Consider the following 26298-nt stretch of genomic DNA (forward strand, 5'->3'; position numbering starts at 1 on the left):
CCATGATCAAGCTCCACCAGTTCAATCCCTCTGGGAATTGCTACAAGGTCCGCCTCCTGCTGCATCAGCTCGAGATTCCGTTCGAGACGCGGGAGGTGGACCTCTCCGCGGGAGAGACGCGCACGCCGGAGTTCAAGGCGATGAACCCCATTGCCCGGACCCCCACCGTGGAGCTGGAGCCCGGGGTCTTCCTCGCCGAGTCCAACGCCATCCTCTGGTACTTCGCCGAGGGCACGCCCTTCATTCCCACCGACCGGCTGGAGCGGGCGCGGATGCTCCAGTGGATGTTCTTCGAGCAGTACAGTCACGAGCCCTACATCGCAGTGGCGCGGGCGTGGCTCACCTTCTTCGGCATCCCTTCCGGCAAGGAGAAGGAGTTGGAGGAGCGCATCCAGAAGGGCTACGCCGCGCTCGACATCATGGAGGGCGAGCTGCGCAAGCGGCCCTTCTTCGCGGGCGAGCACTACAGCCTCGCGGACATCGCGCTGTATGCGTACACGCACGTCGCGGAAGAGGGCCGGTTCGACCTGGGCCGCTATCCCGCCATCCGGGCCTGGTTCGAGCGGGTGCAGGCCCAGCCCCGCCATGTGCGCATCACCGACGTCCTCAAGGCGCCGTAGGCTTCACGGCCATCCGAAGTGGCTCGTGCCGAACTGGGCTCGACGCGCCAGGACCGCTGGCGCTTCGCTCCATCCTGGCAACAATGAAGTGCTCACCCAGGGTCTGGTTGCAGTTGGGCAACAACGGCATCTTGGGTTCCAGACAGCAGGGACCACGCGGAACCGAGTCCGCGCCGCCCGCTGGAAGGAACCGACCATGAAGACCCCGACGCCGTCCTGGAAGTCCCCCTCCGTCCTCCGCACCGCCACCGCCTGGCTGGCCCTGGGGCTTGGGGGCCCCCTCGCCTGCACCAGCGCGGAGGAGGAGCTGGAGCGCTATCAAAAGGAAGAGGCGCAGGAGAACGCGCACCTGGCCACGTTCGACACGCTGGACTTCGACGTGTTCACCCACCAGGAGTGGGACCGGCTCCAGCACAGCCACGCGCAGGACGTCATCGTCCACTGGCCGGACGGGCACCAGACACAGGGCATCGACGTGCACATCGCGGACCTGAAGGCGATGTTCGTCTACGCGCCGGACACCCGCATCGAGGTGCACCCCATCAAGCTGGGCTCCGGCGAGTGGACCAGCGTTGTCGGCTTCATGGAGGGCACCTTCACCCAGCCCATGCCGCTGCCGGATGGCTCCTCCATCGCCCCCACCGGCAAGTCCTTCAAGCTGATCATGAACACCGTCGGCCACTGGAAGGACGGTGTCATGACCGAGGAGTACCTCTTCTGGGACAACCAGTCGTACATGCAGCAGCTCGGCCTGGCCCCCTGAGGGGCGGCCACGCCCTCGGACTTCTCCCCCTTCTTACGGAGCGCGGCGGGACTTGCGTGCCACGGAGGCCTTCTCCGCGAGCGCGGGTTTGCCGCGCCGGACGAAGTCGGCGAGCGTCTCCGCGTCGATGGCGTCGATCCACGGCGCATCGGGGTCGGCTTCGTCGCCGTCCTCGTCCTCGAACATCTCGTCCGCGAAGCGCTTGAGCAGCTTCGGCGAGAGGAGGTCGAGGACGCGGCGGTCGGTCTCGTCGATGAAGGTGTGCTTCTGGCGGGCGCGGATGTGTTGCTTCGCGTCTCCGGTCACCAGCTGGGCCTTCACGCCGCCGTGGACGTTGACGGCGTGGTACTGCGTGTAGACGAAGGGCGCGCGGACATCGCCGAACACCTCGGTGCAGGCATCGTTGCCGAGGAAGAGGATGGACCGCTCGGCGACGAGGTCGCCATGCACTTCGAGGAAGCCCTCGGTGATGATGTCACCGGCGCGCAGCGAGCCCGTGACGATGACCACGGACTCCGGGTCGAGCGAGTCCTCGTAGCGGCCCTTCACCACCAGGTCGCCCTCGACGATGAGCAGGCCGATCCACGGGTGCTTGCGGGTCGTGAGCGCGTCAAGGACGAGCCGTCCCTTGTGGTAGAGGATGTCTCCTCCGGCGTGCTCGCTGGCGGTGCGCTCCTGGATGAATCGCTTCGCGACGCGCGGCGTGCTGGACTTCGCGAACGTGCCGCGCGCGTGCTGCTTCAACAAGGACCGCACGGTGTCGGCGGTGAGAGTCCCCGCATTGAAGCTCTTCGCCTTCGGAATCGGGCTCTTCTTCGTGGCCATCCGGCCACCCTAATTCCGGGGCGCGAGAGGTGTCGCGAGAAGTTCCGTCCACCGGCGAGGTCGTGCGACCCCTGAGGCAGCCGGGCGCTCAGCCGGGCCCGTGCGCTTGACACTCCGGGGAGCCGCGTACTATCAGATTGTTGAGTACGCGCTCGATAAAGACATGGCCCGCCCCATCTCCATTCGTGACGAAGACATCCTCGACGCCGCGCGAGAGGTCTTCCTGGCGCATGGGGTGCGCGCCACCTCCGCGATGGTCGCCGAGCGGGCGCGGGTGTCCGAGGGCATCATCTTCCGCCGGTTCAAGACCAAGGAGGGGCTGTTCCGCGCCGCGCTCAACCTGGAGCTCACCGCGCCCCCCGAAGTCACAGGGCTCGCGGAGCGCATCGGCGTGGGGCCGGTGGTCGAGAACCTCCAGGATGCGGGGGTCGCGCTCGTGGGAATCCTCCGGGTGCAGATCCCCCTGTCCATGCTCGCGATGAGCAACCCCGGCACGCACCGCGAACCCGGCGGCCCCGAGCACAACGCGCACCCACGAGAACCCTACTTCGAGTTCCTCGCCGCCTATCTCCGAGGAGAGATCTCGCGTGGCCGCCTCCGAGCCATCGACCCCGAGGTCTTCACCTATGCCTTCCTCGGCGGCATCAAGGACTACGTCGTGGGACAGCTCTTCCGCACCCCCACTGCGCCCTTCAAACACCCCACCGCGCCCGTCTTCGTCCGAACGCTCCTCGACCTGCTGATGCAGGGAGCCCAACGCGGCTGACCGTTCGCAAGCCGTCTAATCCCTTCCGCACGCCCAATTAGTGAGTAGAAAATCAATAACAACCCCGCGAAGCCAGGCACTGGAGGCGGTCCGCCATGTTCTTCACGCTCTACCTGCTCATGCTGTTGCCACCCGGGCTGCCCCCAAAGGAACGGCGTGCGGAGGGAAAAGAGCGCCCGCCCCGGACTTCCCCCCGTCGGGGAAAACCTCCTGTGAAGCCCGCCCGGAAAAGCCGTGGCACAGGGACTACCCTTCTTCTCATCACCGCCGTCTTCCTGTCCGCTCGCGCCGCGGACGCGCAGACGTCGGCTGACCGCGCCTCCGTGGGCTTCACCTTCAAGCGCGGCACGCGGATCGGCTTGCAGGGGGAGAAACTGGATGGGCACCTCCAACTCGACGTGCGCCCGATGCTTCCCTCCTTCTCCCTGGGCCAGACGCGCCTCGTTCCACTGCTGGGTTTCAGCACGGAGTGGATGGGAATGCAGCGGCGGGGCCGGCTGCTCAACTCGACGGCGGGAGAGCTGGGCGGGACGCTCCAGAACTTCCAGCTGGGTCTGACGCTGGTACGGCCGGTGACACCCCGGTGGCTGGTGTTGGTGGGAGCCTCCGGAACCGCCAGCACGGACTTCTCGAAGTCCTTCAACCTCGCGACCGACACCTCCTGGTCCGCCTTCTTCATGGCGAACTACTTCATCGGAGGAGACCCGCGAACGACCCTGACCCTGGGCCTGGCCTCGCAATATCCATTCACCCTGACGCCCGTCTTCCCCCTGGTGGGCTTCGCCTACCACAAGGACCCGTACGTCCTGGAGCTGGGCTTTCCCCGGGCCGCGATGCTCATGAAGGTGGGCAGTGGACTCGAGTGGGGCATCACGGGCGCACTCGACGTCCAGGTCTTCCGCGTCCACTCCCCGGAAGGCAGCCCCCTGCCCACCTCCCTGTTCGCGCGTGAGACGTCCCTGCGCTTCGGGCCCACGCTGAATGTCCGGATGAGCAGGGGCGACCTGTGGCTGAGCTCATCCGTGGGCGTCGACTTCATGAACGACTACGCCCTGCTCGACGAGGACCGGAAGCGCATTGCCTCCAGTTTCTCGGTCTCGACGAAGCCCGCGCCCTACCTGCGCATGATGTTGAGCTGGCGTCCGCCGCATCCCACCGCCCCGGACACCGGCGCGATGCGCGGCGGCTCACCTCCTGAATGACAGGAAGCGCGACTGGCCTTCAGCGCCCGGAGTGCGCGCTGACCGTGCGCCCGTTCAGCGGCTGCAGGGGGCGGTTGTTCGGGTTGAGGTGCGGCAGCCGCTCGAATGCGGCGATCTGCGCATCGGACATCTGGATGGGCTGCTTCATCACGTACCACTGGAGCCCCTGGGTGCACGGGGGCGTCGTCAGAGAACCCGCGTACTGGAAGAACGCCTTGTCGCGCGGCAGCAGCGCGCTCGCGTTGAGGAGCGCCCCCGCGGGCGCGCTCTCCTCTCCCATGTGCCGGGGCAGGTGCCGGAAGGCCGTGAACAGCGCCGCGTTCACCGCGCCTTCCTCGATGAGGACTCCCACGACCAGCGCGGGCGTTCCATTCGCGTCCGTGTGCACCAGGTGCAGCTCGAGCGGGTACTCCACGCCGTCCTTCGTGTGCTCGCTGGGCGTGTGGAAGTGGAACTGCGCCAGCTTGTACTCGTTGCCGCCCACCCGGACGGTGCTGCCATTGTCGTAGGTGAACTGCACCGTGTGCCCCGTGTTGAGCATGCGCACGCGGCTGGTGGCGTAGTGGAAGCTGGGAGCGTCCAGGCGCGGGTGGGCAGTTTCCGTGGTCACCAGCGCGATGGGCGACTGCGCCACGCCCTGCGCGCAGATGGCGTCGCCCGGCAACTCGCCCCAGTGCTCCGGGCTCAGGGTCTGGTCGTAGCCCCAGTGCGCATCGTCGGAGGCGAAGGCATTCGAGGCGAGCAACAGGGAGGACAGCAACGCGCCCCGAAGGGCACGCACGGAGTCGGTGCGGGAGAGCATCATGGTGTGGAGTCCTTGGATACAGGCGTCAATCACAAGCAGGAGCACCCCGGCATTGGACCCGGAATGCACCGCGGTGCGCCCTATAACTGGAGACTCGGAGATGTGCAGATTTCTAATTATTTCAAGCTAGTCCGCTTTGTCACGAAACCGTGACGGCCGTCACCGGGGAAGCGACTCCAGGGCGTGGATGGCCTCGAAGAGGACCGCGCGGAACGCGTGCTCCTCGTCCTCCTCGTCGAAGGCTTCACGGTGCGCCAGCAGCAGGGGGAGCAGCGAGACATCCTCCAGCGCCTGGGCCGCCTCCACGTCCAGCGTGGTGACCACGGGCCCCTCCAGCGCGCGTCGCAGCGGCTCGAGGACACGCGCGTCCTTGCGCAAGGCCAGTCCCAGGAGCGCCTCCCCGCGAATCTTGACGTGGGGCTCGGAGAGCCGGTCCACCAGCGCCTCGCGCAGCTCCGGCGTGTCCACCTCCCGCGCCTGGGAGCCGAGCGTGAACGTGGCCCACTCGCGCACGACGTCGTCAGCGTCGCGGGAGAGGTGGATCAATGCCTGGAGCGCCTGGGCGTCCCGGTGGCTCGCCAGCCCCATGACGACGCCGAAGCGGACGTGGGGGTCCGGGTGGTCCTTCAGGGGAAGGAGCGCGGGCACCCCGCGCGGATCCCCCAGGTGGCCCAGGGCGGCGGCCATCGCCTCCAGCACGGCCGCGTCCTGTTCCTTCGCGAGCGCCGGCAGGAGCGCGTCCGTGAACCGGGCAACGAGCTCCGGGGACCGGTGCCGGAAATCCAGCTGCGCCAGGACGTTCGCACCGCGTCCCCGCTCCTTCGGAGAGGAGGACTGGAGCCAGGCCGCGGCCCGCTGGAAGACCTCTTCCCCACCCCGGTGGTGCAGCTGCCAGATGGCCCGCCACGCGCCCTCGTCCTCCTCGCCGCCCTGGAGCGTGTGGGCGAACAGCGCGTCGGTGGAGAGGTCGGCTTCGGGCGGGGAATCCATGCCGGGCAGCGTAGCGCCGGACGCCCGTGTCATCCCAGGCTCTGCCCCTGCCCTGTCTGACTTCAGTCAGGAGGCAGGGTGTCTGTCAGGAACCGCTGGACCTCTTCGAGCACCGCCGCGTCCACGCCGTGCGCGAGCGTGGGGAACAGCCGCAGGCGGACCCGGGCTCCGCGCGCCTCGAGCTCCCGGGCGGCCTCCTCGGAGAACCGCGCGGGGATGACCGGATCCCTCGCCCCGTGCACCAGCAGGACGGGCACGGAGGTCGACCCCGGGACCGCGGGCGCATCCACCGCGAGCCGCCCGGACAGCGACACCACGGCCAGCGGCGCCGGCTGACGGTGGAGCGCGAGCCACTGGGCCAGGATGGCACCCTGGGAGAAGCCCAGCAGCACCACCCGCTCCGGCCCCAGGCCCCGCTCCTTGAGCGCGCCGTCCAGCCACGCGGACACCTCCGCGCCGGCCTGCCGCACACGCGCGGGACGGTTCTGTTCGGTGATGCCCTGCAGGCTGAACCACTGCCGCCCCTGGGTCCCGCCGTCGAAGGGGTGCAGCCCGTCCAGCACCACGAACTCCGCGTCCGGCACGGCCGGGGCAAGCGCCCGCGCGATGGGCAGGAACGAGTCCGCGCTCGCCCCCACGCCGTGCAGCAACACCACCAGCAGCTTCGTGCGGCCGGAGACGGGCGGGAGCGAGAGCACGCGCGCGGTGGGCTTGGGGGCATCCGTCATGGCAGGGGGCTCCGGTGGGGACGCGGGCGTTCGGTTACAGCCCGCCAGGAGGGCGACCAGCAGCGCCGCGACGGCGTGGGCGTGCATCAGCGGGGCGCCTGGGATTTGGGCTCGCCACCGACACCCCAGTTCTCCGGCGGCAGCTCGCGCAGCAGGACGCGGATGCTGGCACGGGGCACTCCGAGCACCCGCTCGGCGGCGTCCGTCAGTTCGCGGATGAACTCCGCCTTGAGCGCTGGAGGCCGGCCGTCGATGAGGGTGACGTCGATGATGGGCAAGGCCGGACCTCCTGGAATGCCTGTAGCAGTTGTTGCATGGTTGCGCCCAGGACGCCCATCGCAATTGACCGTTCCACGAGAGCAACAATGGACCTGAACCTCCTCCACCTCTTCGTGGCCGTCGCGGAGACGGGCAGCTTCACGGAGGCCGCCCTGCGCCTGGGCCTGCCCAAGTCGTCCGTCAGCCGGGGACTCGTGCGGCTGGAGGACTCGCTGGGCACGCAGCTGTTGCACCGCACCACCCGGCGCGTGTCACTGAGCACCGCCGGGCTCGCGCTCTACGAGAGGACGGCGTCACTGCTCGCGTCGCTGAGCAACGCGGTGGGGACCCTGCCGGAGCGCACCGAGGAACCCTCCGGCGAGCTGCGGCTCACCGCGCCGCACGACCTGGGGGTCACCCTCCTCCCGGAGGTCATCGCGCGGTTCGTCGCCCGCTATCCCCAGGTGCGCATCGACTGCCGGCTGACAAACCGGAGCGTGGACATGGTCGCGGAGGGGTTCGACATCGCGCTGCGAGCGTCCGGCACGAAGCTCCCGGATTCGTCGCTGCGGATGCGACGGCTGGGCGCCATCGATGTGCAGCTCTTCGCCTCGCCCTCGTACCTGGCGCGCAGGGGCGTGCCGCGCGCGACGGAGGACCTGGCCTCCCATGACTTCGTCGCGTACCGGGGCCTCAAGCACCTGGGAGCGCTGGGCCTGTCCGAGAAGCATGCGCACGTCCTCGCGGACGACATGCTCTTCCTGCGCGAAGCGGCCAAGGCGGGCGCGGGCATCGCGCTGCTCCCCTCCTTCCTCGCCCTGGCGGACGTGACCTCCGGGCAGCTGGTCCGCGTGATGCCGCGCTACACGCTGTCCACCACGTCCCTGACCATGCTCCACCCCCGCGCCCAGCACGTGCCGCGGAAGGTGTCCGCCTTCCGCGACTTCCTCATCGACTTCCTCCAGGCGCGGCCCCTCTCCGCGCCCCCCAGTCCCAGCTGAACCGGAGGCGTCACCGGTCCATCGTGAGCGTGCGGGGGTCGTACAGGCGGATGAAGCCCCCCGTCGGGTTCGCGGCGCTGCCGAAGCCGCCGCCCACCACCAAATGACGAGCGAGGTACGTATAGGCAAGGCTGCTGACCCAGGCCCCATTGCCATTCGGCGAGTCGATGTACGTGATGCGTCCCGCAGCCAGCTTCGACCTGTCGCCCATATCGGCGAACCAGCCCCGGCCGTAGGCGTAGATGTCGGTGCCGGAGAGAAGCTCGTGCCCGCCGAGGAGCAGCCTGGGGGCGATGTTGACGTTGGTGGGGAAAGCGAACGTGTCGACCACGCCTGGCCCCCGTTCTGCTGGCGTCTGCGTGTTCCACAGCACGTCACCGTCGGCGTCAGCCCACGCGGCCACAACGCCGCCTGGCGGTGAGTAGATGCTGTTGACGGAGATCATCTCACCCGAGTGGTTGAAGGACACGCCGCTCCAGCTACCCACCTTCGTCCATAGCGAGGCCCCAGCGGGGGTGAGCTTCCGGACGTAGCTCTTCACGAACACCGTGTCCTGCCCATTGGAGCTCCGAGTGTACGCGCTGGCCCCCACGTAGACGTAGCTCCCATCCCCCACGACCCCCAGGCCAAAGGGATAGTTGATCTGCGCTTCACTGATGACGGTGCTCCACCGCTCGATGCCCTCGCGCGACAGGGCGATGACCTTCATTACCACCGTGGTGTCATGGGTCCCCTGCGTCAGCAGCACGTAGGTGTTACCGAAGACGTCCGCCACCATGTGCTCCGCGCTCGAGAACTCCAGCGGCTTGTAGGTCCACCGCACCCGCCCGTCGCTGTCGTACTGGGTCACCATCCCGTCGTAGCGCAGCAATGAGATGTTCCAGTCGCTGGTGACGACCAGCTTCGAGGTCGCGGAGAGGGGCAACGACCAGCGCTCCTGTCCCATGCTGTCCAGCGACGTCACGCTCAGGACGTCTTGCACGACGATGTTGTCATCGGGCAGCGGCGCCACCGTCACGAGCGGGTGGCTGCGCAGCACCTCCCACCGATAGAGGGGCAACCACGCATCCAGGGCGACGGACTTCGACGCATCCAGGCGGAGCAGACAACCTCCGCGGGGCGCACTGGCGCAGGCCTTGCTCCACGTCGGGAGCCCTTCCGGGCCGAAGTACAAGGTCAGCTCCGCCGTGCGCACCGGGTACCTGCACGGCTGGGTACACGTGAAGGAGTCATCTCCCGCCACGACGCGGGTGCCCGGCGGCATGGAGGTCACGTCCACCCACGCGAAGCTGGTGCCCTGGAGCTCCGTCGGCGTCACCGAGGCCGCCCCTGTCACCTTGAGACGCGCGGAGTACGTGCCGCCCAGGAGGGGTGCGAACCGCACGCGCACTTCGCACTCCATGCCCGCGGCCAGGTACTTCTCGCAGGTGTTGGAGGTGATGGCGAAGAACTCGGAGCCCTCGACGGACACCGACACCGACTCCACGTCGTGTGGCGAAGCGTTGCGCACCGTGAAGAGCTGCTCGCCGGGGGACTTCCCCACCTCCACATCCCCGAAGTCGAACGACTTCCGGTCGATGACGAGCGCGGCGGCGGGCTCGTCGGAGCACGCGCCGAAGAAGATGGGCGCGCCAAGGAGGAGCACGAGGGACAAAGACTTTCGGAACATAGGGGGCGGACTTCTAGTCAACTCCCAGACATCGTGACAAGCCGGCTCAGCGGAGCAACGACTCGCACGAAGTCGTCGCGTCAGGCGAACCGCTCACGGAAGGCTCGCAGGTTGGGCCCGTCCCCTCCTCGCTCCCACACCGCGAACACCACCCGCTCGAAGACGTCTGGGAACGCTTCCAGGGCACGGGCAAAGGCATCCGCCGCGTCGTGGGGATTGTTCCGGAAGGCGCCGCAGCCCCATGCGCCAAGCACCAGCGTGCGGTGACCGTGGTGCGCCGCCACCTGGAGCACCTTGAGGGCCCGCGCGTGCAGCGCCTCGCCCATGCGGGGCAACAGGTGCGGCGCATTCCGCTCGGCCGAACCGGCGTTCGGCGCGGGCGCGGTGATGAGGGACACGCTGAAGGGCTTCTCCAGCAGCGTGAGTCCCTCGTCGCGGAAGAAGGGCACCTGGGGCGAATAGATGACGTGGTCCGTGTACAGCGGCGAGGACTGCGCGCGGTTGGCGTCGTAGTACTCGCGCTGCGTGAGCAGGCACGGGTAGAGCGCCGAGCAGCGCGCCAGGTCCTCTTCCTGGGCCTTCGCTCCGCCCAGGAAGCCACCGCCTGGATTCTTCGCGGACGCGAAGTTGAGCGCGACGACATCCGCCACGCCTTCCACCTCCACGCAGCGGCGCGCAGCGGCACCGGTCTTCTCTGACGTGACCTGGATGCGCGGCGCGGAGCCTCCCGCGCGAGGCTCGGGCCGGGGCAGCCGCGCGAAGTCTCCGGGCCGGTAGAGCACCGTCCCGCGCAGGGCTTGCTCCACCTGCTCCCGGAACAGCACGGGCCGCCCGGACGGCGCCACGTACTCGCCCCGCTCCACGATTCCCACCGTCTCCTGCGCGATCCCCTTCAGCGACATGTCCTTCTCCCTCAATCCACTTAGTGTGCACATAACACGAAGATTGCCACCTGGACCTGACATGCGACCGTCGAACGGAACCGGTGACAGGGCGTGCGTGTCCAAGGCGCGACTTTTTCCCGAGAAGGAGCTCACGCCTCATGAAGCCGAACCTGAAGCAGTGGCTGTCCGTGCTGTGCCTGGGAATGACTGGAGTGTCCGCGACCGCCTGGGCGGACGTGGGGACGCCGGTGGACTGCGGCACGGTGGAATGCGAGGCCATCCGCGAGATGCGGTCGATCTACGCGGCGGAGTACGGGTATTTCGCGACGTATGATGTCTTCACCCTGAACCTCGCCAGCGCCGGCTTCGCACCCGCGGCGTGTCCGAACGGCAGCCGCGCCCCGGTGCCGGGAGCGGGTTGGGTGTCCGGGTGCAACTTCTCCTACAAGGTCACGGGCATCACGCCGCATCCCTCGCCGGGCTTCACGGCGGTGGCGCAGGGCGTGGCGGGGACGGCGTCCGCGGGCATCACCCTCCAGATTGGCACCCACCCCGTCTCCGGCCGCCTCTTCTGGCTGGAGCGCCAGGGGGTGCGCCGCTACGTGGACTCCGCGGAGTGTCAGTCGCCGCAATCCTTCACCTGCGAGGCCCAGCTGCGGGAGGCGCGGCTCAACATGGGCTACATCCACGTGGTGGAGCAGTCGTACTTCGCGGAGAGGGACCAGTACTCCACCAACCTGCCGCTGATCGGCTTCGTGCCGGAGGGGTGCTCGAATGGCACTCGCGCCGCCGTCCCGGACGCGTCCTGGGTGGCAGGCTGCCGGTTCATCTACAAGGTCACGCTGAACGGAACGACTGGCTTTACCGCCACGGCGAAGGCCGTGACTGGCGCCACGGAGGGTTCCATCCTGACCATCACGGAGTCGGGGCGGACCGTCATCACTCCGTCGTATCCAGCGTGGTGCCAGTAGGCTGAAGCAGCGACCCGGGGCCTGATGTCTGGAGACATCAGGCCCCCGACTCCAGTCACCAGGGCCGCCTCCGGGAAGGCCTGTGGCTTCGACGTAACCCCCTGGAATCAGGAAGGGCCGGCGGAACCCGGGGCCGTGAAACGGTGGGCACGCGGGGTGCAGTAGGGGTGGTCCGTCGCTGCACTCCACTCCCGAGGCCCTCCCATGAAGCTGCGCTCCTCTTCGTTCTCCAAGCCCTCTTCGTCGTTCGGCTCCAGCTCTCCCTCCCCCTCCACCTCGCGCCCCCGCAGCGACAGCCTGCCGGCGAAGCCCGAGACCGCGAAGCCGAAGCCGGTGGCGTCGCCCGCGGAGCTGCAGGCGGGCAAGAACAACCTCAAGCCCACCGACTACGGCGTGGTGGACCCGAAGCTCCAGGGCATCCGGACCCGCCGTGACAGCGGCCAGTCCGGCGCGCAGTTCGCGGACTTCACGCAGGACGTGCGCACCTCCACCAACCGCCTCACGAGCAAGCCCGTGGGCAACCAGATGCTGAACGACATCAACGGCCGCACCCAGGCCGTGAACCCCGGTGCCACGGGCACGCAGAGCAAGCCGCTGACGTCGATGGACATCTACTCGGGCCGCAACTCGGCGCTGCCCAACTCGCATGTGCCCCGCAACGACGGCACCCTGTCGTCCACCCGCCCGGCGTACCGCTTCGACGGCCAGCCCGGCGCCGGCACGGCCAGCGACGTCAAGTACAACGAGAACGGCGGCGGCCAGCGCTTCAACAGCCTGGGCCACGAGTCGGTCCACGCCTGGCGCGCGTCCAACGGTGTCCAGGTGAGCCCCCTGGCCGCCAGCAAGCACAGCAACGCGGACGTCTTCAAGCAGCACCCGTCGCACTCGGCCAACATGAAGGACACCGTCGACAACCGCCTCCGCCTCACGGAGGAGTTCGAGACCGTTGGCCTGCGCCCCACGCCGCACACGAAGAACAACCCGACCGAGAACGCCATCCGCGCCGAGCACGGCCTGCCGTCCCGCCAGGACTACTCGGGCCTGAAGCCCGACGGGAAGAACAGCAACGACGTGGCCTTCAAGAACTACGACGAGGGCACCGACGCCCGGAACTTCTTCCAGAGGGTGTCCGGCCAGCCGACGCCCTTCCAGAAGATCGTCGGCGACCTGGAGAAGTGATGCACCGGGGGCCGCTGCCCCCGCCCGTGGGGGCGTTCAGGTCCGGAGGTCCGCCAGCCACCGCAGGGCGCGCAGGCCGGGCATGAAGCCGTACTCGCCTCCGCGGGTGACCACGAACCGCGACAAACCTTTCAGGCACCGGGGGATGGGCCGCCTCGGGTAGGAGAACTCGCCGGTCCCCTCGTTGGCGCCAACGAGGGGATCCTTCGCCTCACCCAGCCCCAGGAACTCACCGCCGTTGATCCACTCCGATTGCACGAACTCGAACTGCCGTCCGAGGTGCGAGCCGATGAAGGCGAACATCAAACCTCGCTCGGCGCCGTCATCCTCGAGGACGCCTTCGGGAAGCTCGGGCCCGTAGGCGGTTCCGCGCCGGATCATCCGGTGAAGTCTGACCACTCCAGCGACGGACGCGTCACGGGGGTTCGCGCGCCGGGCGTGCGACCCGGGAGGTGTCTTGTAGCCGGTCGGGTCATCCGCGTAGTGGAAGTCATTGTTGCGCCGGGGGTCGGCGCCCAGGGCGGGATCGTCGTGGTGCGGGCACAGCGCCAATGGCGCGCCGGTGCGCCACCTCCCCATCATCTTCGCCGCCAGCAGCTCCTCGTCCCCGGGACTGCTCGCGCTTTGCTTCAGGTATTGCCGGAACGCCGCCACCCGCTGATGGAGCTTGCGGAAGACGATGTACGTCCCATTGCGGCCCAGGACGTCGGGCTGGGGCATGGGTGGCGGGTTGCCTGTCTCATCGGGGTAGCCCAGGACGAACTCACCTGCCTTGAGCGGCGCCTCGTGAGGGTTGCTTCCCGGGATGCCGCTCCCCTCGACGGCCGGATGGCTGATGCCATCCCTGAACCCGAACGGCTCCCGCTCCGTACTGAGCGCGTGGCAGTCCTGACGCCAGAGGGCCTGGACGCCGCCCAGCTCGCGCAGGGCCCCACCCGCGCGCTCCAGCGCGGCGTCGAGCCGGGCCTGGTCCGGTGCGAGCGCCGTCAGCACGACATGGACGTCTGGGGTTCCCAGCGGCGATTCCCAATGTTCGGGGCTGCTCTCCCCTTCGTCCCCCAGCGCCCTCGCCCGGGCCGCCATCCCCTGCCGGAACTCCCACGCGAAGCTGTCCAGGGAGTCCCGGGGCACGCCCAGCGCCTCGAGCCCGGCATACGTGAGCGAGACGCTGACCCAGCATTGGGCGGCCGAGCGCTCCGGATGCGCGGCCGAGGACACCACCGAGCCGAGCCGGCGCATCAGCTCCCGCCCTGCCCTCCGGTCGTCGATGCGGAGGAGGATGTAGGTCGCGACGTACGGCGTGGGCCGGGGCCGAAGCACTCCGCTCTGGATGTCGTCCAGTTCGAGCATGTCAGCGGCCGGTGGCCAGGTTCTTCCAGAAGCGCTCGAGGCTCTCGTCCGCCCCGAACAGGGTGCTGAAGATGGTGGAGTCCGCCACCAGCACGTCGCCGGCCCTGCCATCGCCAGGCGGCATCCACACCAGGGCGTTGAACTCGGTGTTCCCCGCGTTCGTGAAGGGATGGGGCCGGGTCAGATCAATGGGCTGCTTCGCCAGGACGCGGACCGACCGGGTATCGTCCGTCGTGACCGCGTAGTGCGGCAGGTGCAGGTGGAAGTTGAAGTTCTGGACCCCGTTGAGCCAGCCGCGGGTGTCCAGGTCCTCGCGCACCGTCAGGGGGACGCTCCGGTTCGTTCCCTCGACGACGGCGGGGCGGAGGCCCCAGCGATTCTCGACGGGGATTCCCAGCCCCTGCATCAACGAGCGCGCATAGTTGCCAAAGCGCTGCTGGCGCGGCACCAGCGCGTCGCCATGATGGGCGTACTCGAGGGCGCGCTCCTGCATGTCCGGTGAGCGCCCGACGTCGTGGTGGGGGCCTATCACCAGACAGGTGCCTTCGCGCGCGAGGAACGCGCGAACCGCTTCAATCTCCTCCGTCGCGGCCACCTGCTCGGTGACGTCGTGGTCCAGGCTGAAGACGAGCAGCGTGTCCGCGTCGGCGAGGACCCGCTCGTCGAGCGGCAGGAAGAAGCCCGCCTGATCGACCCGCTGGAACATGGGGACTCCGTACCCGGTGGTCTCCTCGACGACCTTCTGGAACCGCACCCAGGCCCAGAAGAAGAGCTCCAGCGAGCCGGAGATTCCCTGCTGGAAGCTCCGCGGATCCGCCCACTGCGGGGACTCGTAGGTGGGCCAGAGCACCCGGCGGACCTCGGTCATCGTGGAGAACCGGTTGTCCATTCCGGTCGGATCCCGATTGGCCTCTCCGGGGTAGCTCCAGGACGTGTAGACGCTGACGCGCCGATGCCCCTTCGAATATCTCCTCGGTGCGTGGTTCTGGTTGTACGTCCGTGCGGGCGTCTTGCTCATGACAGGCCCTTCTCGCTGCGGTCCTATTGCATCTGCTCGAGCATCTCGGTGAACGCGGCCTTGAGCTTCAGGGCCTTCTTGATCTCATCGCTGCTGAAGTACGGGTATTCGCCGTATTCGAGGAAGCTGTTGCACTGGTGGTCCCGGAGGAACTGGATGAACGCCTGCGTGTTGGTCTTCCAGTCCATGGGGAAGCCCTCGAGGTTCTCGAAGGCCGTGTTGATTCCGGAGCGCGTGAAGATGACGACCGCGTCTTCGGTGTATTTGTCGAAATCGGTATCGAAGATGCCCTGATACATGAACCGGGTGTCGTTATCGAAGAGCACCCAGCGCAGGTAGTGGAGCTTGAGCGGCGCGAGGAGGTGGGGCTCGGACTTGAGGGATTCGGCCAATCGCTGGCCGTAGCCGCGCAGCGTCTCGGCGCGCCCCGGCTTGACGTTGGCGACGATGGTGAAGCCGTAACATGCGGGAGTCTTCGGAAAGATGGGGCCGTACTTCCCCTTCTCGAGGTGCTCGGTCGATTTGGGGATGGCCATGGCCTGAGGTGTGAGTTCCATCGCGAAGCTCCTTTGACGCTCACGTTTCAAGCTCGCGACGGGGCCTGGCGCATGCAAGTACCGCCGACTTCCGGCGACCAGGCTGCGTTTCGAGCGCTCCGCGCAGCCCCACCGTCGCCGGGCGTGCCCCGGGGCGCCCTTCTGACGGCTCAGCACCAGTGAAACAGGAAGGAGGACTCACCGCCCCGTTGAAGGTGGAGGTGAGTCCCCGCTCCACCTCACGGGCGGTACAGCTCCACCGAGGGATTGAGCGCGCTGGGGCTCAGGTAGCCGCCCGCGACCAGGATGTCGCCCGTGGTCAGCGCGGTGGTCGCCTGGTTGTAGCGCGGGGTGGACAGCGCTCCGGACGGCGGTGTGGCCATAGGGCCGGATGTGCTGGATCCGTGGCTCACGCGGGAGACGCGACTGGCGGATGGCGCGCACCTGCGACTGAGCGCGGTGGAGCGCCGCAGGAACAAGATCAGCGTCCCTGGACCCAACGCACCCTGGCGTCGCAAGAAGGCCAAGGAGTACGACACCCTGTTCCTGGAGGCCCGGCTGCGCGTGAAGGCGAAGCGGCACCCGCGGCTCGCGACGCTGACACAGGACCGGGCCCAGGAGGCGGTGCGCCTTCCGCCCGGTGCGAAGCTTCAGCGGCTGCGCATCTCCGGGGAGCGACTCCAGCTCCGGATCCGGCTGGAGGAGTCCTGGCTTCCCTTTGTCCCGAAGGACGCGCCGGCTGAAGCGTCGCCTGCCCCGGACGCGTCCCGCGCGGTGACGATGATGCTGCTGAGCCTCTACCAGATGCTCCACCTCGCCCGGACGCCCGAGGCCCCCAAGGCGCAGCAGCGCGAGAAGCCGCCGCATCGCCGAGCGAAGTCGCGGCGCCGCCGCTCCGGTTGAGCATGCCCTCAACGCGGGCCCACGCCGCCCTGAGGGTGGAGTGGGTGTTGACCGGTGAAACAGCCAGCGCGCGGGTGTCACCCCCGCGGCCTTCGCCGGCCCGCCGGGTCGTGTTGTTCCGGCGGGCCGCCATCCCCACGTTCGGAACCCCGGGTGGGGGGTCGCGAATGATGGTGTTCCTCATGGATGGGCAGTGCGCGCCCGCAAGGGCGGTGCGCCACTCGACCGCGGCGCGCAAGCTGCGCCTGGAGGTCCCCGACCCGCGGTGGAACACCTCCCTCTGCAGGCGGATGGAGCGAACCTTCGCCACCTGGCCCGGCGTCGTGGACGTGCGCGCGGAACCCCGCACGGGACGGTTGCGGGTGCGCTACGCGCCGCAGGCCCCGCTGACGTTCGGCGGGCTGGCCGCGGGACTGTTCCTACCGGCACGGGTGGGCGCGACGCCCGCGTGGGGCGCTCGGGTGGTGCGACGAGCGCGGCGGGTCACAAACACAACCTCTTCACTGGAGACACCTTCATGAAGTTCGACCTTCCCTCCTTTCTCATGGGCTACGGCGCGGGCGCGAGCACCGTGCTGATGACCAAGCATCTGCGGCCGCTCCTCGTGGAGGTGGCCACCTCGGCCTACCACTTCGTCGACCTGGTGCTCGCGCGCGTCGCGATGAAGCACGAGGACGTCGAGGACCTGATGGCGGAGGCGAAAGCGCGGGCTCGCGGAGGCGGCCGCACGCGGCCCACGGACGAGGCCAGGGCCTAGGGAGCGCACATGACGAAGAGCATCCACGTCATCCACACGTCACCGGGACGCACCCGCCTGCGGCTGCCGTGGTTGCGGCGCGACGGGAAGGAGGCTGCGTCGCTGGCGGACGACCTGCTGCGGGTGGAGGGCATCAACGAAGTGCAGGTGCGGCCCTTCACCGGCAGCGTGCTGTGCATGCACGACCCCGAGGAAATGGGCGTCGAGCGCCTGATAGAGGAGGTGTGCCGGAGCACCGGAGTGGACACGGTGGTGCGCCCTGGAGAGGAACTGCCCGACGGGGACGCCCTGCTGCGGTCCCTCGAGAAGGGCAGCGGCGTGGCGCGAGCGGCCACCTTGTTCATCAAGGGACTCAACGTGGAGGTGCTACGCGCCACCGAGGGCCACGTGGACCTGGGCGCTCTGGCGGCGCTGGGCTTCGCGGCGGCGGGCGCGGTGGATATCGCCGTCAAAGGAAAGCTCGACTCCCCTCCGTGGTTCAGTCTGGGCTGGTGGGCCTTCCGCACCTTCGCCACCATGGAGGAGTTGGCCATCCGGAACACCTCCGCCCACGTGCGCCACAACAACGGCGACGCGCCCCCACCTGGCAAGGTCGCCCACTGATGTCGGTCCGCGGTGGCGGCCTTTTGCAAGGCACCAGACAGCGCGGCGGTTGAACCGGTGAGCCTTTGAGCCCCACGGCCATGTCCCCAACGTCCTGGGGACTGGAGGGGTTCATGACAGACACAGGTAGCAGCGCGAGGTTGAGGAAGAGGTGGTGCGGGCCCCTGCTCGCCCTTCTCCTGGGGACAACACCCCTGCTCGCGGGCGCACAGCAGGAGCAGGCAACCGCCGAGCGCACCGAGTCCGATGCCAGGATCGATCCCCAGGCCCAGCGCATCCTGCGCCAGATGAGCGACTTCCTGGCCGAGCAGCGCGAGTTCTCCGTCCGCACCGAGGGGACGCTCGATGAAGTGCTCGACTCGGGGCAGAAAGTCCAACTGCAGCGCGCGGGCGACGTGCGCCTGCAGCGGCCCAACCGGCTCCGCGTGGACCGCGCTGGAGACCTGGCCAGACTCCACCTCTTCTATGACGGCCAGCGACTCAGCGTCCACGGCGAGCAGGCCAACGCCTATGCGACGACGCCCGCCCCTTCCACCCTGGATGCCACGTTGGACATGGCTTCGCAGAAGCTCGGGTTGGATGCGCCCGGGGGTGACCTGCTCGTCAGCAATCCCTACACCGCGCTCACCGAGGACGTGCGCTCGGGGAAATACCTCGGCTGCGCCAAGGTGAACGGCGTGCCCGTGAACCACCTGGCGTTCCGCAACCGCGACGGCGTGGACTGGGAACTGTGGGTCGAGGACGGCCCGCGGCCCCTGCCGCTCAAGTACGTCATCACCTCGCGGGACCTGCCGGGAGCACCGCAGTACTCGGTGACCCTGTCCGAGTGGAACCTGTCGCCCAAGCTCACCCCGGACCAGTTCCAGTTCACGCCCCCACGTGATGCCGCGCGCGTGTCGTTCCTCGCACCGGACTCGAAGGGCGGAGCGCAGCAAGGAGGCTCGAAATGACGACGCACACGCGCAAGCCCCGCCAGCGGGCGGCGGCGATGTTGCTGGGGCTCTTCTTCCTGGGAGAGGTGCTCCCGGAGGTGGCCCTGGCCCAGAACTACGGCACGTCGCGCCGGGTGGCGCGGCGCACCTCGCGACGCACGGCCACCCGTCAGGACGCCTACTCCGGCAACAACACGGCCGTGGTGGCGGCGCCGGTGGGCGCGCAAACCGTCACGTCGCTCCCCGCGGGCTGCGCGGCCTCGACGGTGGGCGGCGTCGCCTACCAGCAGTGCGGCGGCGTCCGCTACCGTCCCTTCTACCAGGGGGACACCCTCGTGTACGTCGCCGAGTAGTCCCTGTCTGGCTATGACAGGAGCTCGACGTAGCCGTCCGTCCCATGCACACGGATCCGCTGCCCGTCCCGGATGAGCCGGGTGGCCTGCTGCACGCCCACGACGGCTGGCAAGCCGTACTCCCGTGCGATCACCGCGCCGTGGGTCATCAGGCCGCCGACCTCCGTCACCAGGCCCTTGATGGACACGAACAAGGGCGTCCAGCTCGGGTCCGTGAAGGAGGTGACCAGGATGTCGCCCGCTTCGAGCCTGGCCTCCGCCATGTCCAGGATGACGCGGGCCCGCCCCTCGATGGTCCCGGCGGAAACCGCCAGGCCGACCAGCGCGCCGGCCGGCAGGTCATCGCGTCGGTATGCCCCGGCGATGACCTCGCCCTCCGACGTGAGCACCCGGGGCGGTGTCAGTGATTGATACGACCTGAACGCGTCCTTGCGCTGACGGATGAGCAGCTCATCCACATGGTTCGTGCGCACGACGTCGTGGAGTTCCTGGAGCGTGAGGTAGAAGATGTCTTCCTTCTCGCGAAGCACCTGGGCCTTCACGAGGCGCTCGGCTTCTTCCAGCAGGGCCTGCTTGTAGACGAGGTATCGGTTGACGATGCCGTACTTCGGATACTCCCGGTACCCCATGAAGGTCCGGACCCGGTCGATCATCCGCTTTGTCTCTTCGGCCTTCCCCTCTCCGTCCGGCAAGGCCCGCAGGCGCTCCAGCACCTCCTGTTCCTTCTTCCAGGCCTGCTGACGTCCCTGCTCGAAGCGCCGCGCGCCGGCACCCGGCTCGAAGTTCTGGATGTTGCCCAGGAGAATGGGCACGAGCGTGGAAGGCCGTTCGCTCCAGCGCGGCTTCGTGATGTCGATCTCGCCGGCGCAGCGCATGCCGTACTTGTCGAGCCAGGCGCGGATGGCGTCTCGCGCTTCCCGGCCGCCAGCGAGCGTGTCCATCGCGTCCAGGAATCCCTCGTCCTCGACCTGGCGCAGGAAGGCCACCACGTCCGGATGCGGGCGGATCACGTCCGCGACCTCCAGGAGCGCCAGCCCCATCTCCGACGTGACGTTGTTGGGGACGGACTGCGTGAGCGTGTCGGCGGCGTTCTTCTCGCCCAGCCACGCCTGCAGCTGATCGTTGAGCCACCAGGTGGCCTCCATCCCGGCCATGATGACCTGATGGCTTCGCGGCTCGAACAGGAGCCGCTTCAGCTCCTGGATGTCCGTCAGGATGAAGTCGATCAGCGCCGCCCCGGACTTCGTCTGGATGTCGCGCTTCAAGGCGGCGATGGAGGCCTGATTGCGGCCAATCAGTTCGTCGACGATGGCCGGATCGGTTTCAATCGGGGCGGGTGCGCCGCCAGCAGGGGGCCTGACGGGACTCGCGTCCGGGAGCGGCCGGATGAAGTCGCCACGTCCGAGGAGGGTCTGCAGCGCATCCCTGATCAACGGATCGGATTTCCCCAGGCCCTCCACGAGGACCGCGCGGCCCGCTGGCGATGCCAGGAGCTGGGTGACGTCGACGAACAACCTCCCGCCGGCCTCGAACATCGGCCGCAAGGCCGTCAGCTGGAACAGGGAGAGCCCCAGGGGCTTCATGGCGTCGGTCATCATCTGCTGATGACCGACGGAGACGTAGACGTGGTTCTCCGAGTCGCTGGCCACGGGGATGGGGAACAGCGTGGTGATGGGCCGGCTCTGGACGAAGAAGAACGCGTCATCGACCCGGCACCATTCGATGTCCTGGGGGCGGCCGAAGTGCGCTTCGATCCGCCGGCCCAACTGGGCGAGCCGCACGACCTGCTCATCCGTCAGCGCGGGCTGCTGCTGCCGGTCCGGAGCAATCGCCTGTTCCTGAGTCCCGCCTGCCGGCAATGCGTGGATGGCCAGTTGCTTGGTGGCGACCGTCTTGGCGATGACCTCACCGTCCCGCACCTTGTAGGAGTCCGCGTTCACCAGTCCGGAGACCAGGGCCTCGCCGAGGCCGAAGCTGGCCTCCACCGAGGAGACCTTCCGGTGGGAGCTGATGGGGTCGGCCGTGAACAGGATGCCGGCCGCCTGCGGGAAGACCATCTGTTGCACGACCACCGCCATGCGGACCTTGCGGTGGTCGAAGCCGTTCCGCAGGCGGTAGATGACAGCCCGCTCGGTGAAGAGCGAGGCCCAGCACCGGCTGACGTGCTGGAGGATCGCCGCCGTCCCCACGATGTTCAGGTACGTGTCCTGCTGGCCCGCAAAGGAAGCCGTGGGCAGGTCCTCCGCTGTCGCGCTTGAACGCACTGCGCAGGCGGCGTGCTCGCCGAGCCGGGCGAGCGCGTGGGTGATCGCCGCAGCCAATTCGTCGGGGATGGGGGTCTCTTCGAGCGTCCGGCGGACCTCCGCGCTGAGGGCGCGGATCTGCTCTCGGTCGTCCGGCTTCAGGCGCGACAGCTGCTGGAGCTGCTCGTCGATGGACGGCGCTTCCGCCAGGATCCGCTGGAAGGCGTCCGTCGTCACACAGAAGCCAGCCGGCACGCGGATGCCGTCGATCCGCGAAAGCTCTCCCAGATGCGCGCCCTTGCCGCCCACGACCGCGACCTGCGTCTGGTCGATCTCCTGGAGACCCAACACGTAGCAGCCCATGCGCTCCCCTCCCTCTCGCGAAAGGGCGGCACTGTACTCCTTGGGTGCCCCCTGGAGGCCCGACCGGCGGCGTGAAACTCTCTGGCGGAGGACACTGAGGTCGCAATCAGGGAGGCAGGAGAGATGGGTTTTGGAAGTCGGTCCGCGCTGGGTTCGGTGTTCATCATGCTCCTGGGCGCGAGCGTTCCGCGGGCGGTCAGCGCCGAGCCCGCGGCACAGGAGCTCAAGCGCTTCAAGGCGAGCGAGACGACCGGGGCGATGTTCGTCCTGCGCGCGACGGGCTGCCACAAGGCGGGCGACACCTGCCAGCTCGAGCTCGAGTTGAGTGACGCGGCTGGCGGGAGGCGAAAGGCGAAGCTGCCCTCCGGCATGGCGTACGGGATTCAAGCCGAGTCCTCCGAGAGCTGGACCTCCGGCGAGGAGGAACAGAACGTCACGACCTCCGTCCAACCGGTACGACTGGAGGCCGAGAAGTGGGGACTCCTCGCCACCCAGCAGGGCGGGTTCGAACACGTCCATCGCCACCACCGTCTCTACGTGGTCAAGGACGGCGGGGTGGCGGAAGCCTGGAACGGGGATGAGAACTTCGCGGGTCCGGAAAGCTCGCACGTCGGCCCGTATCCGCTGACGCCGGGCTCACCGGTCGAGGGCTTCTACAGGGAGTATGCGTTTCTCTCCGCCGAGCCCGATGAGTGGAAGCTCGATGCCTACCGCTGGGATGCCGCTGGCCGCAAAGTGGTGAAGGAGCTCCGGAACCGGCCCGCGCGCTACGCGGCCATCATCGGAAGCTTCAAGACGGTCCAGGAGGCCATCGCAGCGCGCGCCAGTGCGCAGCTGGCTCAAGCCTGCGCGAGCGGCTTCCTGGTCCTCGAAAGCACGCCGCACAAGCGCCTGACGCCGGGGCTGTTCATCGTGACGAGCATCCACGCGGAGAAGAAAGCAGCCGAGGCCGCGCTGAAGAAGGTCGGAGCCTGCAATCCGAAGGTCTCCGGCTACGTCAAGGCTCTCTGAAAAGACTCATCGGAGGTCCTGCCTCACCCAACGCGCCAGGGCACTGCGCGACAAGACCCAATCCCTCTCCCCGGGTTCTTCGTTCGCATTGATGCGCCTTCATACAGTTAAAGCTCACACACGCCGCGACTTCAGGTCAGGGGGTGGAGATGGGCCAACCCACAGGAAGCTTCGAGGTTTCCGAGGATTTGCTTCAATTGGGCTCTACGGGGTCCGCGGTGGCCAACCTCCAGAATCATCTCCGGCTGGCTGGACTCTATAAGAGGCCCATCGATGGTTGCTTTGGAACGGACACAGCCTATGCCGTCAGACAGTTCCAGTTCGACAGGAAGCTGAGCCCGGACGGGATCGTGGGCCCCTCGACCTGGGCGGCCCTGAGCACCCTCTCCGCTCCTGCCTCAACAATTGGCAACGCCAACAGCCCCAAGGGCTTTCCGTTCGAGATGGGTATAGGGGTCTACAGTGTCGGCCTGGTGTCCAACAGCGCTGGCGTGAACCTTCGAGCCCAGCCCGATCCGACCGGCACGTTCAAGAAGAAACTCGCTTTCAACACACGCGTTCTCGTAAGCCGTGAGCTTGCGGGCGACTGGTACTTCGTGACGCTCGCGGATGGAAACTCTGGCTTCGTCTACAAGAAATACATCAGCATCAACCCACCCGACCCCGGCTCCGTCCTTTACAAGATCAAGAAGAGCGAAGGCGCGCTGGCCATCGTCAAGCAGCACTACAAGGGGTCCGCCATCAAATGGGGACAGGACGAGCGCTACTATGCCAATGTCCTTGTCGAGGCGAATCGGGGCCAGGGGCTCCGCGGAATCTACAACCCGACCGAGGACGCGGCCTGGGACAAGACCCAGACGCGTGAAGGCTACCTCATCTGGATTCCGAGCATGGAGTTCGCCAAGAGCCTGCGAGGCAAGGTGGGCTCAGGCTCCATCTCGTATGAACTGTGGCAGGACGTCAAAGCTGTCGCCACGAACGTTGGGAACGCCTACCTGGGGAATCTGGCCTTTTCCGCGGGCCTGATTCACGGCGCGCTCGAATCCGTCTGGGATCTCCTCACAGGGCTCATTGATCTGCTGGAGTTGGTATGGAAGCTCGTCTACAGCTTGCTGAGCGGCGAGATCCTATCGGACTTGAAGGGCCTGTGGGATCTGGCGGCATCGTTGAACCTGAAGACGCTGACCGAGGCAGGCATCCAGGCTCTCTCCAACCGCTGGAACGATCCAAATCTCCTTCGCCGTGAGCATTTCCGGGGCTGGCTGATCGGGTACGTCATCGTCGAGATCGTGTTGGCGGTTGCTACTGCGGGAGCCGCCATTGTGAAGTGGGCAGGCAAGGCGGGAAAGCTTGGCAAGCTCCTCTCGAAATTCCCCAAGTTCGTGAAGCTCGCGGAGAAGGCGAAAGACCTCACGAAGCCCCTGGACAAGGCGATCCAGGCGGCTAAGAAGTCAGGGGTCCGTTCCGCGGTGAAGGCACAGGGGAAGGTGAAATCCTTCTGGTCACGGCTTCATCCCTCGAAGCTGGCTCAGGCTCGGACACGCCGAGCATTACTGCGTACGAAACTAAAGAACACTCGCGTCCAATTAGGGAAGGCTCGCCTCCAGGAACATCAGGCGAATAAGAAGGCTCGTCTTTCGAGACTGACACAAGCCAACCCCGTCGACATACGTCGTGCGAACAGACTCCGGAGGTTTCCGGCAATGTCGCGAAAGCGCTTGCATCACATCATCCATGGCGACAAGTGGGGCGGCGGACATGGACCGAACTCGCCGAAACCTGGCAAAAGCAAATTCAAGGCATCTTTCGACATCTTCGAAGCCATCATCGACTCAGCCCGCACGGGAACAATAGGTCCCAACTACAAGTGGGGCACGAAAGTCCGTCTTGACGGTTCGTTTTGCGTGCAGAAGACGTATCCCTACTCCGTGGGATTCACCCCCGATGGCCAACCCGTTCACTCCATTCTGGTCGCCATTAGCGATGACGGCGCTATAATCACCTCCTTCCCTGCTCCTCCGTGAGGACACCATGTGGATGAAGTGCGTACTGTCTGACGAGGAGCTCAAGCGAAGCACCTCGTCCGAAGCCGACGACTTGCTGGTGGGGTACCATCTTTTCCAGACAGCCATCTTCTTCGGTACGAATTCCCATCCCAATGCCTTTGGGGATGTGACGGCTGCGGAGTCGGGTGACTTCAGCAAGTCCTTGTTCGTCGTGCCAGGAGTCGACTTCGCGATGGCGTGGTCCAGTGTGTTTCCCTGGCTCGAATCCTCCGAGAAGAAGTGGGTCTATCAGCATCCTGACGATGCCGCGCGGCTCGTGCTGGAGAAGGCCGACGGCGAGCGGGTTCGAATCTACCTGGACTGGGCGCCTACGAAATTCGTTGAGGCGGGTGAAACCGAGCTGGGTGAGGTCAGCCTTGAGGTGGTGGACGAGCTGGTCATCAAGCTGGTGGACCACCTCCCCAAATGCCCTGCGAAGGATGTGGCCGAAAGCCTTGAGGGTCTAGACGAGGCATATTCGGAGCTGGAGTAGCGCCAAGGCCCTTCTCCGGCACCCGGTGACGAGGACTGCCCCATGAGTGATGTCCACCTTGTCTCCATTGGCGGCGGTGCGATCTCGCTGACACATCGCCCCAAGCTCAAGGACTTCTCCACGCTGCGTGCCGAAGGGGTGACTCACGTCGTCACCCTGCTTGCGGAGACCGAGGGCGCACGCCAGCTTGGCGAGGCCGCGACCCGAGCGGGCCTCGGTTGGATTTGGGTTCCGTTTCACGGCGGAGCGGTCCCGGCCCCTGAGCGGACCCAGGAGCTCAGGCAGGTGTTGCGCCAACTGAGCGCCATCGTCGAGGGTGGCGGCAAGCTGGTCATCCACTGCTCGGCGGGGATTCACCGCACGGGCATGTTCGGCTACGCGCTCTTGCGACAGCTCGGACTGAGCGCCGACGCTGCGCGCGCCAGGCTCGCAGAGTTGCGTCAGGTCACCGCGGAGGGCGTAGGCCCAGACCGCCTGGCCTGGGGGGATGCGATGGTAGAGCCCTGGTCCTGCACTTCTGGGTGAGGCCAGACTCGAGGAGCTGGAGTAGCGCGGAGCCGGCCACATCAGGCTCACAGATGGGGGAAGGCAGCGACGCTGGTGCCGCCCAACAGCACGGGAAGCTTCAGGCTCAGGACGACGGCCCCTTCGAAGCCATACCGGGGCCGTTGGTCCTCCGTGGCGAAAAGCGGGATGCCCAGGCGCAGGCCCAACGAGCCGTAGATGAAGGAGAAGTAGGGCGCGATCTGGAGCCCCGTGGTGGCTACGTGCGTCCGGGACTCCGTTTCGTGCATCACGCCCAGCTCCAGCCCCAGCAACATGAAGTTGCCCTGGATGCCCGCGCTCAGCCGGGTATGTGAATCCTCGATCCGCTGCGCCTGACCGAACACGCCCAGGGCATGGATGTCGTCCGCGATGTTGAGGGACGCCTCCAGCCCCAGCCCCGACCCCCGCGCAGAGCTGCTGAACAGGGGGCCGATCATGAGCCACGTCTCGCCTTTGGGGAACGAGGGATCCGCCCGGGCCACGG

At 67.4% G+C, this 26298-nt stretch carries 30 protein-coding genes; 17 read left to right on the top strand and 13 right to left on the bottom strand.

All coding sequences use genetic code 11. The features are described 5' to 3' along the window. The first annotated feature begins 2 nt into the window (after nt 1-2). Both D7X99_RS18915 and D7X99_RS18920 read left to right on the top strand, forming a co-directional pair. On the top strand, nt 3-620 hold the full coding sequence (locus tag D7X99_RS18915) for a glutathione S-transferase family protein (RefSeq protein WP_121778994.1): 618 nt from the start codon (nt 3-5) through the stop codon (nt 618-620). Between the two features lie 196 nt (nt 621-816). Continuing rightward, nucleotides 817-1383: an ester cyclase gene (locus D7X99_RS18920; protein WP_121778995.1), complete on the top strand. Its 567-nt coding sequence runs from the start codon at nt 817-819 to the stop codon at nt 1381-1383. Between the two features lie 33 nt (nt 1384-1416). Here the strand turns inward: D7X99_RS18920 and D7X99_RS18925 are convergent, their stop codons facing one another. Beyond that, entirely contained in the window at nt 1417-2208 is a 792-nt protein-coding gene (locus D7X99_RS18925) for a polymer-forming cytoskeletal protein (RefSeq protein WP_121778996.1), read from the bottom strand. 163 nt (nt 2209-2371) lie between these two features. Between D7X99_RS18925 and D7X99_RS18930 the strand changes: the two genes are divergently transcribed. Both D7X99_RS18930 and D7X99_RS18935 read left to right on the top strand, forming a co-directional pair. Then, nucleotides 2372-2974 carry a TetR/AcrR family transcriptional regulator gene (locus D7X99_RS18930; RefSeq protein ID WP_121778997.1) on the top strand — a complete coding sequence of 201 codons (603 nt, stop codon included), beginning with the start codon at nt 2372-2374 and terminating at the stop codon, nt 2972-2974. Between the two features lie 212 nt (nt 2975-3186). After that, a complete protein-coding gene (locus tag D7X99_RS18935; RefSeq protein WP_121778998.1) occupies nt 3187-4176 on the top strand; it encodes a hypothetical protein in 990 nt (329 codons plus the stop codon). A 19-nt stretch (nt 4177-4195) separates the two neighbouring features. On the opposite strand, the gene D7X99_RS18940 is transcribed toward D7X99_RS18935, so the two are convergent. The 4 genes from D7X99_RS18940 to D7X99_RS44290 all read right to left on the bottom strand — a co-directional run bounded on the left by D7X99_RS18940 (nt 4196) and on the right by D7X99_RS44290 (nt 7085). Next, the gene (locus D7X99_RS18940; RefSeq protein WP_121778999.1) at nt 4196-4981 is read right to left on the bottom strand and encodes a carbonic anhydrase; all 786 of its coding nucleotides are present in this window, start codon (nt 4979-4981) and stop codon (nt 4196-4198) included. Nucleotides 4982-5140: 159 nt separating this feature from the next. Then, nucleotides 5141-5971 (bottom strand): HEAT repeat domain-containing protein, encoded by an 831-nt coding sequence (locus tag D7X99_RS18945; protein WP_121779000.1) that lies wholly within the window; start codon nt 5969-5971, stop codon nt 5141-5143. A gap of 62 nt (nt 5972-6033) precedes the next feature. Next, nucleotides 6034-6786 carry an alpha/beta hydrolase gene (locus D7X99_RS18950; RefSeq protein WP_121779001.1) on the bottom strand — a complete coding sequence of 251 codons (753 nt, stop codon included), beginning with the start codon at nt 6784-6786 and terminating at the stop codon, nt 6034-6036. Beyond that, a complete protein-coding gene (locus D7X99_RS44290; protein WP_255429427.1) occupies nt 6786-7085 on the bottom strand; it encodes a tautomerase family protein in 300 nt (99 codons plus the stop codon). Before D7X99_RS44290 ends, D7X99_RS18950 begins: the two co-directional genes overlap by 1 nt. Between D7X99_RS44290 and D7X99_RS18960 the strand changes: the two genes are divergently transcribed. Further along, on the top strand, nt 7065-7958 hold the full coding sequence (locus D7X99_RS18960) for a LysR family transcriptional regulator (protein WP_121779002.1): 894 nt from the start codon (nt 7065-7067) through the stop codon (nt 7956-7958). The genes D7X99_RS44290 and D7X99_RS18960 overlap by 21 nt on opposite strands. Nucleotides 7959-7968: 10 nt before the next feature. On the opposite strand, the gene D7X99_RS18965 is transcribed toward D7X99_RS18960, so the two are convergent. Both D7X99_RS18965 and D7X99_RS18970 read right to left on the bottom strand, forming a co-directional pair. After that, nucleotides 7969-9627 carry a choice-of-anchor D domain-containing protein gene (locus tag D7X99_RS18965; protein ID WP_121779003.1) on the bottom strand — a complete coding sequence of 553 codons (1659 nt, stop codon included), beginning with the start codon at nt 9625-9627 and terminating at the stop codon, nt 7969-7971. 80 nt (nt 9628-9707) lie between these two features. Then, complete coding sequence (locus tag D7X99_RS18970; RefSeq protein ID WP_121779004.1) at nt 9708-10529, bottom strand: TIGR02452 family protein; 822 nt, start codon at nt 10527-10529, stop codon at nt 9708-9710. A gap of 140 nt (nt 10530-10669) precedes the next feature. Between D7X99_RS18970 and D7X99_RS18975 the strand changes: the two genes are divergently transcribed. Further along, complete coding sequence (locus D7X99_RS18975) at nt 10670-11482, top strand: hypothetical protein (protein ID WP_121779005.1); 813 nt, start codon at nt 10670-10672, stop codon at nt 11480-11482. 204 nt (nt 11483-11686) lie between these two features. Continuing rightward, nucleotides 11687-12661, top strand: a complete 975-nt coding sequence (locus D7X99_RS18980) for a M91 family zinc metallopeptidase (RefSeq protein WP_121779006.1) — start codon at nt 11687-11689, stop codon at nt 12659-12661. A gap of 36 nt (nt 12662-12697) precedes the next feature. Here D7X99_RS18980 and D7X99_RS18985 read toward each other — a convergent pair whose 3' ends face one another. The 4 genes from D7X99_RS18985 to D7X99_RS42855 form a co-directional block, all read right to left on the bottom strand. Further along, complete coding sequence (locus D7X99_RS18985) at nt 12698-14011, bottom strand: Dyp-type peroxidase (protein ID WP_121779007.1); 1314 nt, start codon at nt 14009-14011, stop codon at nt 12698-12700. A gap of 1 nt (nt 14012) precedes the next feature. Then, entirely contained in the window at nt 14013-15029 is a 1017-nt protein-coding gene (locus D7X99_RS18990; protein WP_171805212.1) for a hypothetical protein, read from the bottom strand. Nucleotides 15030-15052: 23 nt separating this feature from the next. After that, nucleotides 15053-15586, bottom strand: coding sequence for a hypothetical protein (locus tag D7X99_RS18995; RefSeq protein ID WP_121779009.1), 534 nt, complete (start codon nt 15584-15586; stop codon nt 15053-15055). A gap of 218 nt (nt 15587-15804) precedes the next feature. Further along, entirely contained in the window at nt 15805-15948 is a 144-nt protein-coding gene (locus tag D7X99_RS42855) for a hypothetical protein (RefSeq protein ID WP_158627031.1), read from the bottom strand. On the opposite strand from D7X99_RS42855, the gene D7X99_RS19000 reads away from it, so the two are divergent. From D7X99_RS19000 to D7X99_RS19025, 6 genes are all read left to right on the top strand, one after another. After that, nucleotides 15941-16468 (top strand): hypothetical protein, encoded by a 528-nt coding sequence (locus D7X99_RS19000; protein WP_147476181.1) that lies wholly within the window; start codon nt 15941-15943, stop codon nt 16466-16468. The genes D7X99_RS42855 and D7X99_RS19000 overlap by 8 nt on opposite strands. A 167-nt stretch (nt 16469-16635) precedes the next feature. After that, nucleotides 16636-16989 (top strand): hypothetical protein, encoded by a 354-nt coding sequence (locus D7X99_RS43160; RefSeq protein ID WP_199756352.1) that lies wholly within the window; start codon nt 16636-16638, stop codon nt 16987-16989. After that, a complete protein-coding gene (locus D7X99_RS19010) occupies nt 16986-17225 on the top strand; it encodes a hypothetical protein (RefSeq protein WP_120575324.1) in 240 nt (79 codons plus the stop codon). Before D7X99_RS43160 ends, D7X99_RS19010 begins: the two co-directional genes overlap by 4 nt. A 9-nt stretch (nt 17226-17234) precedes the next feature. Continuing rightward, nucleotides 17235-17828, top strand: a complete 594-nt coding sequence (locus D7X99_RS19015) for an HMA2 domain-containing protein (RefSeq protein WP_121779011.1) — start codon at nt 17235-17237, stop codon at nt 17826-17828. A 113-nt stretch (nt 17829-17941) separates the two neighbouring features. Beyond that, nucleotides 17942-18778: a DUF2092 domain-containing protein gene (locus D7X99_RS19020; protein WP_158627032.1), complete on the top strand. Its 837-nt coding sequence runs from the start codon at nt 17942-17944 to the stop codon at nt 18776-18778. Beyond that, entirely contained in the window at nt 18775-19113 is a 339-nt protein-coding gene (locus D7X99_RS19025; protein WP_120575327.1) for a hypothetical protein, read from the top strand. The genes D7X99_RS19020 and D7X99_RS19025 overlap by 4 nt, the downstream gene beginning before the upstream one ends. An 11-nt stretch (nt 19114-19124) precedes the next feature. Here the strand turns inward: D7X99_RS19025 and rph are convergent, their stop codons facing one another. Next, nucleotides 19125-21719 (bottom strand): rifamycin-inactivating phosphotransferase, encoded by a 2595-nt coding sequence (rph, locus tag D7X99_RS19030; RefSeq protein WP_121779013.1) that lies wholly within the window; start codon nt 21717-21719, stop codon nt 19125-19127. A gap of 165 nt (nt 21720-21884) precedes the next feature. Between rph and D7X99_RS19035 the strand changes: the two genes are divergently transcribed. From D7X99_RS19035 to D7X99_RS19050, 4 genes are all read left to right on the top strand, one after another. After that, nucleotides 21885-22730 (top strand): hypothetical protein, encoded by an 846-nt coding sequence (locus D7X99_RS19035; protein WP_147476182.1) that lies wholly within the window; start codon nt 21885-21887, stop codon nt 22728-22730. Between the two features lie 218 nt (nt 22731-22948). After that, nucleotides 22949-24754: a peptidoglycan-binding protein gene (locus D7X99_RS19040; RefSeq protein WP_158627033.1), complete on the top strand. Its 1806-nt coding sequence runs from the start codon at nt 22949-22951 to the stop codon at nt 24752-24754. Between the two features lie 13 nt (nt 24755-24767). Next, nucleotides 24768-25268: a hypothetical protein gene (locus tag D7X99_RS19045; protein WP_139919297.1), complete on the top strand. Its 501-nt coding sequence runs from the start codon at nt 24768-24770 to the stop codon at nt 25266-25268. Between the two features lie 42 nt (nt 25269-25310). After that, entirely contained in the window at nt 25311-25793 is a 483-nt protein-coding gene (locus tag D7X99_RS19050; protein WP_121779016.1) for a tyrosine-protein phosphatase, read from the top strand. 47 nt (nt 25794-25840) lie between these two features. On the opposite strand, the gene D7X99_RS19055 is transcribed toward D7X99_RS19050, so the two are convergent. Next, on the bottom strand, nt 25841-26251 hold the full coding sequence (locus D7X99_RS19055) for a hypothetical protein (protein WP_233596720.1): 411 nt from the start codon (nt 26249-26251) through the stop codon (nt 25841-25843). Nucleotides 26252-26298: the final 47 nt, after the last annotated feature.

Origin of the sequence: Corallococcus sp. AB032C (assembly GCF_003668935.1) — a bacterium.
In the GTDB taxonomy this organism is placed as follows: Bacteria; Myxococcota; Myxococcia; order Myxococcales; family Myxococcaceae; genus Corallococcus; species Corallococcus exiguus.

Coding starts and splice junctions, on each gene's coding strand:
- D7X99_RS18915 (WP_121778994.1), top strand. CDS start 3: ATGATCAAGCTCCACCAGTTCAATCCCTCTGGGAATTGCTACAAGGTC.
- D7X99_RS18920 (WP_121778995.1), top strand. CDS start 817: ATGAAGACCCCGACGCCGTCCTGGAAGTCCCCCTCCGTCCTCCGCACC.
- D7X99_RS18925 (WP_121778996.1), bottom strand. CDS start 2,208: ATGGCCACGAAGAAGAGCCCGATTCCGAAGGCGAAGAGCTTCAATGCG.
- D7X99_RS18930 (WP_121778997.1), top strand. CDS start 2,372: ATGGCCCGCCCCATCTCCATTCGTGACGAAGACATCCTCGACGCCGCG.
- D7X99_RS18940 (WP_121778999.1), bottom strand. CDS start 4,981: ATGATGCTCTCCCGCACCGACTCCGTGCGTGCCCTTCGGGGCGCGTTG.
- D7X99_RS18945 (WP_121779000.1), bottom strand. CDS start 5,971: ATGGATTCCCCGCCCGAAGCCGACCTCTCCACCGACGCGCTGTTCGCC.
- D7X99_RS18950 (WP_121779001.1), bottom strand. CDS start 6,786: ATGCACGCCCACGCCGTCGCGGCGCTGCTGGTCGCCCTCCTGGCGGGC.
- D7X99_RS18960 (WP_121779002.1), top strand. CDS start 7,065: ATGGACCTGAACCTCCTCCACCTCTTCGTGGCCGTCGCGGAGACGGGC.
- D7X99_RS18965 (WP_121779003.1), bottom strand. CDS start 9,627: ATGTTCCGAAAGTCTTTGTCCCTCGTGCTCCTCCTTGGCGCGCCCATC.
- D7X99_RS18970 (WP_121779004.1), bottom strand. CDS start 10,529: ATGTCGCTGAAGGGGATCGCGCAGGAGACGGTGGGAATCGTGGAGCGG.
- D7X99_RS18975 (WP_121779005.1), top strand. CDS start 10,670: ATGAAGCCGAACCTGAAGCAGTGGCTGTCCGTGCTGTGCCTGGGAATG.
- D7X99_RS18980 (WP_121779006.1), top strand. CDS start 11,687: ATGAAGCTGCGCTCCTCTTCGTTCTCCAAGCCCTCTTCGTCGTTCGGC.
- D7X99_RS18985 (WP_121779007.1), bottom strand. CDS start 14,011: ATGCTCGAACTGGACGACATCCAGAGCGGAGTGCTTCGGCCCCGGCCC.
- D7X99_RS18990 (WP_171805212.1), bottom strand. CDS start 15,029: ATGAGCAAGACGCCCGCACGGACGTACAACCAGAACCACGCACCGAGG.
- D7X99_RS18995 (WP_121779009.1), bottom strand. CDS start 15,586: ATGGAACTCACACCTCAGGCCATGGCCATCCCCAAATCGACCGAGCAC.
- D7X99_RS42855 (WP_158627031.1), bottom strand. CDS start 15,948: ATGGCCACACCGCCGTCCGGAGCGCTGTCCACCCCGCGCTACAACCAG.
- D7X99_RS43160 (WP_199756352.1), top strand. CDS start 16,636: ATGATGGTGTTCCTCATGGATGGGCAGTGCGCGCCCGCAAGGGCGGTG.
- D7X99_RS19010 (WP_120575324.1), top strand. CDS start 16,986: ATGAAGTTCGACCTTCCCTCCTTTCTCATGGGCTACGGCGCGGGCGCG.
- D7X99_RS19015 (WP_121779011.1), top strand. CDS start 17,235: ATGACGAAGAGCATCCACGTCATCCACACGTCACCGGGACGCACCCGC.
- D7X99_RS19020 (WP_158627032.1), top strand. CDS start 17,942: ATGACAGACACAGGTAGCAGCGCGAGGTTGAGGAAGAGGTGGTGCGGG.
- D7X99_RS19025 (WP_120575327.1), top strand. CDS start 18,775: ATGACGACGCACACGCGCAAGCCCCGCCAGCGGGCGGCGGCGATGTTG.
- rph (WP_121779013.1), bottom strand. CDS start 21,719: ATGGGCTGCTACGTGTTGGGTCTCCAGGAGATCGACCAGACGCAGGTC.
- D7X99_RS19035 (WP_147476182.1), top strand. CDS start 21,885: ATGCTCCTGGGCGCGAGCGTTCCGCGGGCGGTCAGCGCCGAGCCCGCG.
- D7X99_RS19045 (WP_139919297.1), top strand. CDS start 24,768: ATGAAGTGCGTACTGTCTGACGAGGAGCTCAAGCGAAGCACCTCGTCC.
- D7X99_RS19050 (WP_121779016.1), top strand. CDS start 25,311: ATGAGTGATGTCCACCTTGTCTCCATTGGCGGCGGTGCGATCTCGCTG.
- D7X99_RS19055 (WP_233596720.1), bottom strand. CDS start 26,251: ATGATCGGCCCCCTGTTCAGCAGCTCTGCGCGGGGGTCGGGGCTGGGG.